This window comes from Pandoraea horticolens, assembly GCF_902459555.1.
Classification (GTDB): domain Bacteria; phylum Pseudomonadota; class Gammaproteobacteria; order Burkholderiales; family Burkholderiaceae; genus Pandoraea; species Pandoraea horticolens.
Genome location: NZ_CABPSM010000001.1, coordinates 596,075 through 609,687, shown reverse-complemented (window position 1 = coordinate 609,687; position 13,613 = coordinate 596,075). Strand labels below are relative to the sequence as shown.

Genomic DNA, 13,613 nt, shown 5'->3' with positions numbered 1-13,613 from the left:
GCAGTGCTCCCCCCTCCCCGCCCCCTTCCTGATCGGCTTTAGGAATCTTGGACCGATCTGAGCGCGAGTTTTGCGGCAAACTTCACCCTGAACCGGGAGGTGGTTTGTCATGAAACGGAAACGCTTTTCGATCGAACAGATTGTGGCAGTGCTGAGGCAAGCCGAGCTGGGGATGCCGGTGGCCGATGTGATCCGGCAGGTCGGTATCTCGGAACAGACGTTCTATCGGTGGAAGAAGCAATACGCCGGGATGCAGTCTGATCAAGTACGCGAACTTAAGCAGCTGCAGGAAGAGAACGCGCGGCTGAAGAAGCTGGTCGCCGAACTGAGCTTGGATAAGGCCATCCTGCAGGACGTTCTGTCAAAAAATGTATGGTCCGCCCCGGCTTTGCAAGGCGAGCATTGTCGATCCGACGCATGTCAGTTTGCGTAAATGTATCCGGCCTCTCGCGAGTCGAACGCTCCTGGCGTTCAGGCCATGATGAGATCTGCGCGTACCGTTCCTAATAAGTTGGCCTGGGCTTGCTAGCCTGCTTTTTTGACCAAGGCTTACAGCACGCCGGTCAGCTGTTGCGTCATCTCAATTCCACGTCCCTGCAAACTTGAGGTCGATTCGGTTTTAAAAGCGTGGATCCGTTTTTTCGTACAGGGTGCCTGGACGCGTAAGCACAACCTATGCGACTCGGGCGAGCTTGTTGGCCAACGCTATCACGACCTTGTTGTGATGCATCCTGCTCTCGAGCGTATCGAGCCATCGCCCGAGCCGATCTTTTGAGCGGTCCAGATGCATCAGACAGGATTGGGCACCCAATACGAGTAAGCGGCGCAGGTACGTATTGCCGCGTTTGCTGATACCTAGAAGCGTTGGCCTGCCACCCGTCGTATGCTGACGCGGAACGAGGCCGATCCATGCAGCCAAGTCGCGTCCGCTGCGGAACTGCTTGCCATTTCCAATGGCTGCGCACAAAGCGCTTGCCCCAAGCGGGCCAATGCCCGGAATCGTCGTGAGGCGCTGTACAACGTCATCGTGCTTGGCGGACGCTTCGATCTGACCGGAAAGTGAGGTGACGCGCTCGTCTATGCGCAGGAAGTCCGACCACAGATCCGTCAGCAGCTGTCGCATGGTCGGCGTCAAATCGTTTGAATCATCCGCGAGAATGCGAGTCGCATCGCGTCGGAACATGCCGATACCAGTGTGGATGGCGATGCCGTATTCGAGCAGAAAGTAGCGAAACTGACTCACAATCGCCGTGCGCTGGTGAACGAATTGGGCTCGCACACGATGTAGCGCTTGCATATCAAGTTGCTCGTGGCGTTTGACAGGGACGAAGCGCATTGTTGGGCGCGTTACCGCTTCGGCGATTGCCTCGGCGTCGAGGGCGTCATTCTTGTTTGACTTCAGGTAGGGCTTGACGAATTGGGCTGGTATCAACTTGACGTCGTGGCCGAACGCGATCAGTTTCCTTGCCAGCCAATGCGCTCCAGGACAAGCTTCCATGCCCACGCGCGCGGGAGAAGCTGTCGCAAAGAACTGTAGCAACGCGTCACGGCGAAGCTTGATTCTCAGTGTGGGACGTCCATGCTGGTCGGCTCCGGCGATGTGAAATGTCGTCTTGCCCAGATCGACACCGTAGACGGCGCAGTTGCGAGGAACGATACGCATGATCATTCTCCAACGGTTTCGGGGTTTCAGTATCCCCCTGGAGCAGCCCCACGTATCTGAGGACACAAGGACTCTTTTAAAATAGGGGATAGTCTTGTGCCTATCAGTAAGCCTAGTCATTACGTGGAACCCATTGAAATTCTGACCGAACCGGAGCGTCGTCGTCGGCGCACGGCTCAGGAAAAAATCGCCATCGTGCAGGAAACACTGGCACCGGGCGCATCGGTGTCTGCCGTAGCGCGGAGGCACGGCGTGAACCCGAACCAAGTGTTCGGCTGGCGCAAGCAATACCAAGAGGGCAGCCTGGCCGCAGGTCAAGCGGGCGAAACCGTTGTGCCCGCATCGGAGCTGGCCGCCGCGATCAAGGAAATCAAGGAGTTGCAGCGGCTGCTCGGGAAGAAGACGATGGAAGTCGAAATTTTGAAAGAAGCCGTCGAGTGGGGCCGCTCAAAAAACCTGATTGCGCGCTCGCCCTTGTTGCCGGGGGACGACCATTGAAAACGGTCTGCGAAGTTCTCGGCGTGGCGCGCTCTGGTGTGACGGTGAAGCAGACTCGCTCGTCCGATTGGCAGGATGGCCGCAGCGCCAGGCCGACCGACGACACGGAACTGGTCGAGGAAATCCGGGCTCATGTGGGACACTTGCCGACCTATGGCTACCGGCGCATCTGGGCGCTGCTGCGACGCAGTCGCGAACTGGTCGGTGCGCCATGCATCAACCACAAGCGTGTCTACCGCGTGATGCGTGAGCATCAGTTGCTGCTGCGCCGCCTCGGCGTGCGGCGAGACAAGCGGCGACAGGACGGTCGCGTTGCCGTAGACCACAGCAACACCCGCTGGTGCTCCGATGGCTTCGAGTTCCGGTGTGACGATGGCACGCCGCTGCGCGTGACGTTCGCGCTGGACTGCTGCGATCGGGAAGCGATTAGCTGGGCAGCGACGACCGGCGGGCATAGCGGTGATGTGGTGCGCGACGTGATGCTGGCCGCCGTCGAACAGCGCTTCGGCACCACGCAGGCCGCGCAGCCCATCGAATAGCTGACGGACAACGGCTCGGCCTACATCGACCACCGCACGCGCAGCTTCGCTCGCGAACTGGGTCTTGAGCCGCTGACCACGCCGGTACGTTCGCCGCAGAGCAATGGCATGGCCGAATCGTTCGTGAAGACCATGAAGCACAATTACGTCGCCTATATGGACAAGCCTGACGCGCAAACGGCACTCTCGCGTCTGGCTATCGCGTTTGAACACTACAATGAGCGCCACCCGCATAAAGCCCTGAAATACCGCTCGCCTCGCGAGTTCAGGCGTGCTGCGTTGTCATCAACCTAACGGTGTCCGCGTGTCCTGAGTTACAGGGGCAACTCCACCCCCTTCGGGGAGGGGCGGACCATCCTATTAGTGGCCCGGCCCGCGCTGAGGAAAGACGTGGTGGATTACGTGATAAGCCACTATGGATTGACGATGAGGCGGGCCTGTCGGCTCGTGATCCAGTATTACCGGAGCGTCAAAGATCCCCGTCGGGAGCTGCGTGCACGCATGCGCGAGATTGCCCACACGCGTGTGCGCTACGGCTATCGGCGTGTTCTCGTGCTGTTGCTCCGCGAGGGCTGGCAGTTGGGCCGTGATCAAGCATACCGGCTGTACTGCGAAGAGCGGCTGCAGTTGCGCTCAAAACTGCCTAAGCGACGCAAGATGGTTGTGACTCGTGTGCAGAAGATTGTGCCAGGCAAACCGAACGACGCCTGGAGTATGGATTTCGTCGCAGACCAACTCGCAGACGGGTCGAAGTTCCGCACCTTGACGATCGTGGACGTCTTCACGAAAGAAGCATTGGCCATCGAAGTCGGACAGCGTTTGAGAGGCGAACACGTGGTGTCGGCACTGAATCGTATCGCCGTCAGACGCGGAGCTCCACGACACCTGTTCGTGGACAATGGCAGCGAATTTTCCGGGCCTGTCATTAATTTCGTGTTTGAGGCATAACATGTCGCCAAGGAGTGGCTATGCCTCGCAAACCGAAAACCCCACCGGCGGAATTGCCGACGATCCCCGCCGAGCTGCTTGAGTAGTTCGGCCACGGCCCGATGACGGCCGACGCCATCAATGCCGCATCGCTGGCCTTCAAAAAAGCGTTGATCGAGCGTGCGCTGGGCGGCGAGATGAACCACCATCTCGGCTACCCGTCGGGCACGGCCAAACCGGCCAGCGTGACGAACCAGCGCAACGGCCGTGGTGCCAAGACGGTCCTGACAGAGGACGGCCCGATCCGATCGAGGTGCCGCGCGACCGCGACGGCAGCTTCGAGCCACTGTTGATTCCCAAACACGAACGACGCTTCGCGGGCTTTGATGACAAGATCATCGCCATGTATGCCCGTGGCATGCCCGTACGTGAAATTCAGGGTTTCGTACTGGAACAGTACGGCACGGAAGTCTCGCCCGAGTTCATCAGCTCGGTCACCGATGAGGTGACGAGTGAAGTCACCGCCTGGCAGTCCCGCCCGCTCGAACCGATGTATCCGGTCGTGTTCTTCGACGCGCTGCGCGTGAAGATTCGCGAGGATGCCGTCGTACGCAACAAGGCGGTATATCTGGCGCTGGGCATCCTGCCCGACGGTACGCGCGACATCCTGGGGCTCTGGATCGAAAACACCGAGGGTGCCAAGTTCTGGATGAAGGCGTTTAACGATCTGAAAACGCGCGGCGTGAACGACATCCTGATTGCGGTAACCGATGGCCTCAAGGGCATGCTCGAGGCACTGGCCGCCGTGTTCTCGGCGACCACGCTACAAACCTGCATCGTCCATCTGATCCGCAACAGCCTCGATTACGCGAGCTGGAAGAATCGCAAAGGACTGGCTGCAGCGATCAAACCCACCTGCACCGCGCCAAGCGCGGAGGCGGCTCAGGCCGAACTTGATGCATTTACCGAAGGGCCGTGGGGCCAGAAATTCCCGACGCTGAGCGCGTGGTGGCGCAATGCCCGGGATCGCGTGATTCCGTTTTTTGCGTTTGCGCCGGACATCCGCAAGGTAATCTACACGACAAACGCCATTGAGAATATCAACTCGCAACTGCACAAGATCATCAAGACGCGAGGGCATTTCCCGAGCGATAATGCCGCAACGAAACTCATTTGGCTGGCACTACGCAATATCTGCGCCGACTGGGGGCGCGCTGCCAAGGATTGGAAAGCGGCCATGAACCAATTCGCTATCCTCTATGCGGATCGTTTCGTGCGACCGTCCGTGTGATTTTCAACCCGCCTCGAACACGGAAATTCTGACACCCCCCTTGCATGCGGCATTTTCGCGTACCTACGCCAAAATTACGCCAAACTACCGGGGAAGTCTTGCCAGATAAGGCTGCCTTGGTGCCCAGGGCGGGACTCGAACCCGCACGCCTCTCGGCGCTACCCCCTCAAGATAGTGCGTCTACCAATTCCGCCACCTGGGCAGGGGACGGCGATTGTAACGGGAAAATCGGATTTTGTGAACGCCTCGCGTACGAAGCGTTCACATCGCCACTCGGCCTTTTCCCGTATACCGCGCCGCCCTCGCCCTGCCCTCAAGCGGCCAGACGCTGCGACGAGCCCACCGCCGACAGCGACGGCGCATGCGACGCGCCAAAGCCGTGCGAATCGCTGCGATGCTCCTCTCGCAGACGGAAGCGTGCCACCGTTTCGGCGAGCATGCGGGCCTGTTCACTCAACATCGCCGACGCGGCCGCCGACTCTTCGACCAGCGCCGCATTCTGCTGCGTCGCCTGATCCATCTCCGAAACCGAACGGTCGATCTGGCTGATGCCTGCGCTCTGTTCGGTCATCGCCGCGTGGATTTCGCTCACCAGACGCTGCACTCGCGTAATCCCGTCGACGATCTCGTGCATCGTCGTACCCGCAGCCTGTACGCGTTCCGTACCGCTCTTCACGTTGTGCACCGACGTCTCGATGAGCGTCTTGATCTCTTGTGCCGCAGCGGCACTGCGCTGGGCCAGTGTGCGCACTTCGCCTGCCACCACCGCAAAGCCACGTCCCTGCTCGCCCGCGCGCGCCGCTTCCACCGCGGCGTTGAGCGCCAGAATGTTGGTCTGGAATGCAATGCCGTCGATCACGCCGATGATCTCCGTGATGCGCTCCGACGACTGCGTGATCGCCGCCATCGTGCCCACGGCATCGGTGACAACCTGGCCGCCCCGCGCGGCGGCAGCGCTCGCCTCGTTGGCCAGACGCGTCGCGTGCTCGGCCGTATCGGCCGTCTGCTTGACGCTGGAGGTCAGCTCCGTGAGCGCAGACGACGTCTCCTGCAACGACCCTGCGGAGGCTTCGGTGCGCTGCGACAAATCGCGGTTGCCCATCTCGATCTCGCTCGTGGCCGATGTCATCGACGACACGCCCGAGCGCACATCGAGCATCACCGTACTGATCTTGTCGACGAATGCATTGAACGACGTCGAAATCTGCGCCACTTCGTCGTGGCCGATGACGTCCAGGCGCTGCGTCATGTCGCCGTCGCCCGAACCGATGGTGTCCATGGCGTCGCGTACGGTCGACAGACGCTTGAAGGCGCGTGACGTGAAAAGCGACACGATGGCCAGCGCGATCAACGTCAGCACGATCAGCGTGATGATCGTTGCGCTCAGCACATGCGTCAGGCCGGCCGTGGCTTCCGCACGGTCGAGCGCGACCACCAGATACCAGTCCGTGCCGGGAATGCGCTTGGCCTTGAGCAGCTTGGGGGCTCCCGCGAGTTCCATGGCGACCGGTGCGGCGTCGTCGGCGGTCATGCCCGGCAGCGAGTCGGCGGTAAGCGCGGCGGCCACCTCCGTCGACGGCTTGAGCGAGAACTTGTTGTCCGGGTGGGCGATCACCTGCCCGTCGCTTGCCACGACCAGTGCGAGGCTCGACGGCGTGGGGTGCACCGCCTTGATGATGTCCTGCACGCCGGTGAGCGGCACGGCGCCACTGACCACACCAGCAGTCTGGCCGTCACGCACGATCGGAGCGGCGAAGGCCACGTACAGAATGCCGGTCCCCGAATCGCCATACGGCTTGGTGATGGCCAGCTTGCCCGCCGCGACTGCGCTCTTATACCAGGGACGGGTGGTCGGGTCGTAGCCCGGCGGCGTGGTGTTGGTGGTGGAGAAGAACGTCTTGTCCGACCAGCCGATGGTCGTGATCGGGAAGTCGTTGGTCTTGCCCATGAGCTTCACCAGAGCCGGGTCCCCTTTCTCGACGACCTGCGACGTCGCCACGACCGCCTGCGCCTTGTCGGCCGACCAGCGCTCGATGGCGCTCGCATTGCCGTTGGCTACGGCCGAGAGCGTGTGCGCAATGCTCGACATCATGCTGTCGCGCACGATCACGTAAGTCGTAATGCCAGAGAGAATTAGTGCCCCCACCACCGTCAGGCAGGTGATGAGCAGAATCCGGGTTCGCAACGAAGTGACTTTCATGGGCTTTCATCGGTAGGCTCGCAAGCGAGCCGTTGAAAAAGGGGGATTTACCGCTCCGGCAGTACCGCCGGTGCCATCGCATCGATACATGACTGCTTTACTCTCTGCGCTTACGGCGCATTGAGGCAGTAACTTTAATGATTCGAGATCAATGCGCGTGTGTCGCACTTCGCCGGCCGCCAATAGGGCCTTTGTTCACCTTGCAATCCCTTCCCGTTACCCCCGACCCGGCGAAGTCCTGCCCCACTCGCGTAACGCCAGGCGCCACGCCGGCAACATCGCGAGACTGACCCCGGCAGCTAGCCCCAGCGCTGGGTACAGCCCGGTTTCCGCTGGCGGAACGGTGCCCGCGAGCGAGCCGAAGATCGCAACGCCGAGCGCCGCACCCGCCTGTCTCGCAGTGTTCAGAACGGCGGCTGCGACCCCCGCCCGCGCTGGCGCAACCGTCTGCAACGCCGGCGCCGTTGCAATGGGTGAAACAACGCCGGACGCCACCCCAATGGCCAGCATAGGCAACACGGCGAACGCATACGGTACATCGGCCGTGACGAATGCCAGCCCGATGGCTCCCGCAGCGTAGGCAACGAACGCCCAAAGCACCGGACGCACCGGGCCGAAGCGGCCTGCCAGACGCCCCGCCAGCAGACTTCCGGCGGCGACCATGACGGTCATGGGCAGTAGCGCCGTGCCCGTCTGTAGGGCGGTGTATCCGCGCACCTGCTGAAAATGCAGGCTCACCACGAACAACAATCCGTAGAACACGAAAGCGGAGGCCATCGACGCGGCCGCCGAGCCGGTGAATACCCCGCTTCGGAACAGCGTCAACGGCAGCATCGGATGGGGATGACGGGCCTCGATGCGCAGCAGTGCAAGCCACGCAAGGGCGGACAAGACGGCACCCGCGGCGATCCACGCGGACGTCCAGCCGAGCGCATGGCCCTCGATGAGCACCCCGATCAGGGTGGCAAGCGCGACCATGCCCGTCATCAGCCCGGAAAGATCGATGCGGTTGGCACCGGACTGCGCAGGCGGCGCGCAGGCGATGCGCCCCGCCATCACCGCGCCGGCGAGACAGACCGGCACGTTTACCAGGAAAATGCTGCGCCAGCCGAGCCAGTGGATCAGCGCGCCACCGACGAGCGGGCCGGCGGCCAGTGCGACGCCGCCCAGTCCGACCCATCGGCCGATGGCCCGTGCCCGCTCGGCGGGGTCGGGCGTTGCCTGATGAATGAGCTTGAGCGAGCACGGTACGAGCAACGCCGCACCGATGCCCTGAAGCGCGCGGGCGGCGATGAGCATCGGCGGCGAGAGTGCGAGTGCGCAGCCGAGCGACGCCATCATGAAAATCAGCAGGCCAGCGAGATAGCCCCGCTTCGCGCCCCATCGGTCTCCGAGTGTGCCGCCCGTGAGCAGCAGACTCGCGAACAACAGTGTGTAGGCGCTGACAACCCATTGCAGCCCGGTCATTTGCACATCGAAGGCATGGGCTAGCGGCTCGAGTGCGACATTGACGATCGACGTGTCCAGCAGAACGACGACGTAGCTGACGCATGTGGCGTTCAGAATCCGTCGCGCGTTGGACGCATCGTATTGTACGGCGCTGGCGCGCTCAGGAGATCGTGCGCCGCAATCGGTATTCATGGTTTTCCAGCCGGTGATGACGATGGCCGAAGTCTAGGGGCGCGTGACGCGAGGATGTTTCGACGCGTGATGAACTATCGCGGCGCGTGCAAAGCGAAACGGTGTGTCAGATGGCGCGGTGCGGTGTGAGGTCGGCAAAGGCGGCCGTCGTGGCGTGGCAGGCGCGTGTGAGATCCGGATCGTGGCTGGAAAAGAACACGCAGCGATCTTTACCCAGTGTGGTGAACAAGTCGATGAGGACAGCGCGCGCGGCGGCGTCCAGGCCGTTGCCGGGCTCGTCCGCGATGATCACGCGCGGCGCGCCAATTAGCGTTGCGCTCAGGAAGAACTTGCGGCGCGTACCCAGCGACATCTGCTCGAAGCGCTTTTCCATGTGGGGTGCCAACCCGAAACGGTGGGCGAGATTGATTACGCCCGCATCGACGCTCGTCTTTTTGGTCGACGCCACGAGGTCAAGCAGCGCGCGCCCTGTCTGAAACGGATACGCGAGGCAATCGTCGGGCACGTACGCGAGCGCGGATTTTGCGGCCAGCGGCGCTTCGCGCAGGGAATGCCCATCTAGCCAGATATCGCCACCATCCGCATCGACGGTGCCCGCGAGCATGCCGAGCAGGGTGGATTTGCCGCTGCCGTTTTCGTCGTTCAACGCCGCGCAACCTGCGTTTGCGTTGAAGTGCAGATTCTCGAAGAGGGTACGGGTGCCGAAGCGTTTGGTGAGATTAGCGAAGCGGAGCATGAGCGGAGGGAAATCAGTAAACGAAGCACGGCCAGACGGTGGCGACCCACAACGCGGCAAGTGTCGCACCGAGCAACACGGACTGGCGTGGAGCAAATCGTTGCGGTAAGCGCAGCAATGCCACGAGCGGTATACCGGCGAGTAAGAGAGGCGGCGTCTGCCAGAGAGGCATCGCGCCATTTATCGCGAGAAAGACGGGGCCAATGACCACAAACACCAATGCAACACCGAGCACCGTCGCAATATCGGCGAGCGTCTGCCAGATCGGCCGGCATGGCAGCGAACGGGTGAAATGTGCCGCCCGGTAGTGGGCTTGACTCAACTCGCGGAAATGCATGGCGGCGATCACAAGGATCACGGCCTGGGCCATCAAGACGAGCGCCTTGGCACGGATGTCGAACGCCCAGAGCGCGCTGAGATAGCACGTCGCGGCGGCCGTTGCGGCCATCAGCGCGCCCCGGCCAGCAACCGTGCTCGCATGCGAGCGCAGTATCCCGATCTGCACCCACCCACTCGGGGAGAGCAGACGGCGCAAACCTGCGGTAGGAGCGATGGTATGCAGCGAGCCCAGTCGCCATTGGCGCGGCGCTGGAACGGCCGGTACGCGGATCAACGTCCACACCGAGACGCCCAGCGCACCTGCGAGCATCGAGAACGCCAGCGAGCCCGACGTTTGCAGGCCCGCCACGAGCAGCGCGTTGGCCATGACGAGCGGCACGGCGTTTCGCAGGCTTCGATTGAGCACAGCCAATTGCGCGCCGAGTGTAATGAGCGTCAGATCGAGCACATAGAAGGAAGGGATGCCGTTCTCGGGCGTGAGGGCGAGCGCGACGAGCGCTGCTGCCACGCTGAGCAACAGCGGTGTGCTGGCGAGCGCCACCACCGCCGCATCGACACCCCGCTGACGCCATGCGGGAACGGGCAACGACCGGACGAAGGTGGCGAACGAGCCACCGGAGATGGCACGTCGCTGCGCGAGCACCCACAGCACGCCAACGGCTTCAAGCGCGTGCACCCAAAGGAACTGCCATTCGGCGCCGCGCGCTGGGGCGAGCGTGGCGAGCACAGGCGCCCCGAGAATTCGCGCTTGCGCGAAAACCGGCATCGACGGGAGCACCAGCATGATTGTCAGGCAAAGGACCTGCCAGTGCCTGCGCAGCACTCGCGACGTCTCCAGGGCGTACCAATGCAATCGAAGGGACAGCATCACGCGCAACTCCGGCACACAGTGGGGGTTATTTCAGGTAGGCCTTGATGACGTGCAGCACCGGGTCCAACTCGGCCTCGCGATTCGCCAGTTCGGGCTCGTTGACAAGATGATCGACGAGATGCCCCTCGATGACGGCAGCCATCAGGCCGTTCACGGCGCCGCGAATGGCGGCAATCTGCTGCAGGATCTCGGCGCAATCGCCCTCTTGGTCCAACTGGCGCTCAAGCGCCTGCGTCTGCCCTTGAATGCGACGAACGCGTGCCAACAGCTTGTTCTTGTCTCGAATCGTATGCACGGGCGGGTCGCGCTCCTGTTTCAGGTGGGTCAAATCGCGAAAAACTCTAACACAAAAATACTATAGGGGAGTATATTGACGGCCGCCGTCCCTCCTCTTTTTCATAGTTCGTGAGATGTCACATGACCGAATTTTCGACCCTACTTCAGCAAGGTAACGCCTGGTTGTTCATCCCCAGCGCCATCTTGCTCGGCGCGCTGCATGGGCTGGAACCGGGGCATTCCAAAACGATGATGGCGGCGTTCATTGTCGCCATTCGCGGCACCGTGGGGCAGGCGGTGTTGCTTGGTCTGTCGGCGACGGCGTCGCATACCGCTGTGGTGTGGCTGGTCGCGTTTGCCGGGCTGTACTTCGGCCGAAACTGGGACGCCGACGCCTCCGAGCCGTACTTTCAACTCGCGTCGGGCGTCCTGATTCTGGCAGTCGCCGGCTGGATGCTTTGGCGCACGTGGCGCGACAATGCTCGTGCGCACGATCATGACCACGACCACGACCACGACCACGACCACGACCACGACCACGACCACGGCCATGATCACGGTCACGCCCACGCGTCGCATTCGCATGGCGTCGACCTGTCCTCGGACGATTATCAGGATGCCCACGAGCGCGCTCATGCCCGCGACATTCAGAAGCGATTCACCGGCCGCGAAGTCACGACCGGCCAGATCGTCATGTTCGGCCTGACAGGCGGCCTGGTGCCGTGCCCGGCATCGATCACAGTCTTGCTGCTCTGCCTGCAACTCAAACGTTTTGCGTTGGGCGCGGGGCTTGTGCTGTGCTTCAGCATTGGGCTTGCGATGACGATGGTTGCGTCCGGTGCACTGGCGGCGCTCAGCGTGCGGCATGTGTCGCGCCGATGGAGCGGCTTCGGCGAGTTCGCGCGCAAGGCGCCGTACTTCTCGGGCGGGCTCATCATTCTGGTCGGGCTGTACGTCGGCTATCAAGGCGCGGTTCACCTCTTCTTCAAAGGCTAGCCGGAACACTATCGCCGGCCGTGAGCGATTGCCCGGCAGCGTTGCCGGAGCTGTGCAAGAATCGACGCATCCCGTACCCGACCCACGAGGTATGCGCCATGACCGATCACAAAGACATCGCCCCCGACAGCACGGCAGCGCGCGTTGCACTATGGCGTGCGCTGCATCTCGAAGTCGACGCCACGCCGCACGTCCTCGCCGACGACGTTGGTCTGAAGCTGCTCGAACCACCGGACGACTGGCGTGAGCGCGGCGACATGAACCCGGCGTTCACGCGACCGTTTCGCGCGTCCATCGTTGCCCGTGCGCGCTTCGTCGAAGACCTCGTGATAGAGCAACTGCAGCACGGTGTCACCCAGTATGTGATTCTCGGCGCGGGCCTCGACAGCTTCGCGCAGCGGCACCCCGAACTCGCCGCATCGCTCACGATCTTCGAAATCGACCGCCCAGGGCCGCAACGCTGGAAGCACGACCGGCTCATCGCATTGGGTTATGGTGTGCAGGACTGGCTTCACTTCGTACCGGTGGATTTCGAGGCCGGACAGTCGTGGCGCGACGCCCTCTTACAGCACGGCTTCGACGCCAGCCGGCCGGCGGTGATCGTCTCCACAGGCGTGAGCATGTACTTGACGCGCGAGGCGAATGCGTCGACGTTGCGCGAGGTGTCGTCGTTCGCGCCCGGCTCCACGCTGGCGATGACGTTTTTGTTGCCCCTGGAGATGGCCGACCCTGAGGTGCGTCCCGGCCTCGAAATGGCCGCAAAAGGGGCACGCGCGAGCGGCACGCCGTTCATCAGCTTCTTCACACCGGAGGACATGATGATGTTCGCCCGGGAGAATGGCTTCAAAGACGCGACGCACGTGTCGGCGACGGCCCTGACCCAACGCTATTTCTCGAACCGCGACGATGGCTTGCGCCCACCGGCCAACGCCGAAGAACTGCTTATCGCAACGACGTAAGCACGCGCTGGCCTCCTTCATCCTGCCGTGCGAAACCGGCAGGATCACGATATGCTGCGCTGCGGAGTTCCCACAAAAATAAAACTACGGAGTAGTGTGGCATGACGCTGACCGAGCTTCTCATCCCTACGTTCTCGCATATGTTGCGCGGCTTGTCGGCATGGCTCGACAAGGCGGCGGCATACGAAAAATCGAAGAGCAAGGACCCCGATGCGCTGATGACATTGCGTCTCGCGCCGGACATGTATCCGCTCGCCGCGCAGGTGCGCTTCGCGAGCTATCAGGCGATGGAGCCCGCGTACCGGTTGCGCAGCGAGCCGATTCCGGAAACCCTGCTCGCCCTGCAGCGCGAAGGCTGGAATGCCGAGCATCGTCCCGGCACGTTCGCCGAGGCGAAGGCCTGTCTCGCCAACACCATTGCGTTTCTCGACACGCTGTCCGGCAATGCCCTCGACGCCGGCGAGTACATCGACATCACTCTCGAATTGCCACAACGGCGTGGTCTTCGACATGACCGGCGAGCAATATGCGCGCGACTGGCTGCTCGCACAGTTCTACTTCCATACCAACACCGCGTACGGGATTCTGCGTCAGCATGGCGTAGCGCTGGGCAAGGCCGACTACGTCGCGCATGTGCTCGCGTATCTGCGCCCGGGCACCGCGCCGAAGGGCTGACC

General features: G+C 62.3%; 8 protein-coding genes, 1 tRNA gene and 5 pseudogenes. 7 read left to right on the top strand and 7 right to left on the bottom strand.

The window, feature by feature from the left end:
• Nucleotides 1-109: 109 nt before the first annotated feature.
• Nucleotides 110-373, top strand: a pseudogene (locus PHO31112_RS02805) (transposase); the annotation flags it as partial.
• A 300-nt stretch (nt 374-673) separates the two neighbouring features.
• Here PHO31112_RS02805 and PHO31112_RS02800 read toward each other — a convergent pair.
• Nucleotides 674-1,663, bottom strand: coding sequence for an IS110 family RNA-guided transposase (locus PHO31112_RS02800; RefSeq protein ID WP_217427003.1), 990 nt, complete (start codon nt 1,661-1,663; stop codon nt 674-676).
• Nucleotides 1,664-1,795: 132 nt separating this feature from the next.
• Here PHO31112_RS02800 and PHO31112_RS02795 point away from each other — a divergent pair.
• The 3 pseudogenes from PHO31112_RS02795 (at nt 1,796) to PHO31112_RS02785 (ending at nt 4,918) form a co-directional block, all read left to right on the top strand.
• Nucleotides 1,796-2,994, top strand: a pseudogene (locus PHO31112_RS02795) (IS3 family transposase).
• Between the two features lie 69 nt (nt 2,995-3,063).
• Nucleotides 3,064-3,630, top strand: a pseudogene (locus tag PHO31112_RS02790) (DDE-type integrase/transposase/recombinase); the annotation flags it as partial.
• A gap of 38 nt (nt 3,631-3,668) precedes the next feature.
• Nucleotides 3,669-4,918, top strand: a pseudogene (locus PHO31112_RS02785) (IS256 family transposase).
• Nucleotides 4,919-5,035: 117 nt separating this feature from the next.
• Here the strand turns inward: PHO31112_RS02785 and PHO31112_RS02780 are convergent.
• From PHO31112_RS02780 to PHO31112_RS02755, 6 genes are all read right to left on the bottom strand, one after another.
• Nucleotides 5,036-5,120 (bottom strand) — tRNA-Leu (locus tag PHO31112_RS02780).
• A 111-nt stretch (nt 5,121-5,231) separates the two neighbouring features.
• Complete coding sequence (locus tag PHO31112_RS02775) at nt 5,232-7,118, bottom strand: methyl-accepting chemotaxis protein (protein ID WP_150619073.1); 1,887 nt, start codon at nt 7,116-7,118, stop codon at nt 5,232-5,234.
• A gap of 216 nt (nt 7,119-7,334) precedes the next feature.
• Nucleotides 7,335-8,759 carry an MFS transporter gene (locus tag PHO31112_RS02770; protein ID WP_150619072.1) on the bottom strand — a complete coding sequence of 475 codons (1,425 nt, stop codon included), beginning with the start codon at nt 8,757-8,759 and terminating at the stop codon, nt 7,335-7,337.
• A 106-nt stretch (nt 8,760-8,865) separates the two neighbouring features.
• Entirely contained in the window at nt 8,866-9,495 is a 630-nt protein-coding gene (locus PHO31112_RS02765; protein WP_150619071.1) for an ABC transporter ATP-binding protein, read from the bottom strand.
• A gap of 13 nt (nt 9,496-9,508) precedes the next feature.
• Complete coding sequence (locus tag PHO31112_RS02760; RefSeq protein WP_150619070.1) at nt 9,509-10,702, bottom strand: hypothetical protein; 1,194 nt, start codon at nt 10,700-10,702, stop codon at nt 9,509-9,511.
• 28 nt (nt 10,703-10,730) lie between these two features.
• Nucleotides 10,731-11,033: a metal/formaldehyde-sensitive transcriptional repressor gene (locus PHO31112_RS02755; protein ID WP_246177636.1), complete on the bottom strand. Its 303-nt coding sequence runs from the start codon at nt 11,031-11,033 to the stop codon at nt 10,731-10,733.
• An 89-nt stretch (nt 11,034-11,122) separates the two neighbouring features.
• Between PHO31112_RS02755 and PHO31112_RS02750 the strand changes: the two genes are divergently transcribed.
• From PHO31112_RS02750 to PHO31112_RS02740, 3 genes and pseudogenes are all read left to right on the top strand, one after another.
• Nucleotides 11,123-11,977 carry a nickel/cobalt efflux protein RcnA gene (locus PHO31112_RS02750; protein ID WP_150619069.1) on the top strand — a complete coding sequence of 285 codons (855 nt, stop codon included), beginning with the start codon at nt 11,123-11,125 and terminating at the stop codon, nt 11,975-11,977.
• 98 nt (nt 11,978-12,075) lie between these two features.
• A complete protein-coding gene (locus PHO31112_RS02745) occupies nt 12,076-12,936 on the top strand; it encodes a class I SAM-dependent methyltransferase (RefSeq protein ID WP_150619068.1) in 861 nt (286 codons plus the stop codon).
• A gap of 101 nt (nt 12,937-13,037) precedes the next feature.
• Nucleotides 13,038-13,611: pseudogene (locus tag PHO31112_RS02740) on the top strand (DUF1993 domain-containing protein).
• Nucleotides 13,612-13,613 lie beyond the last annotated feature (2 nt).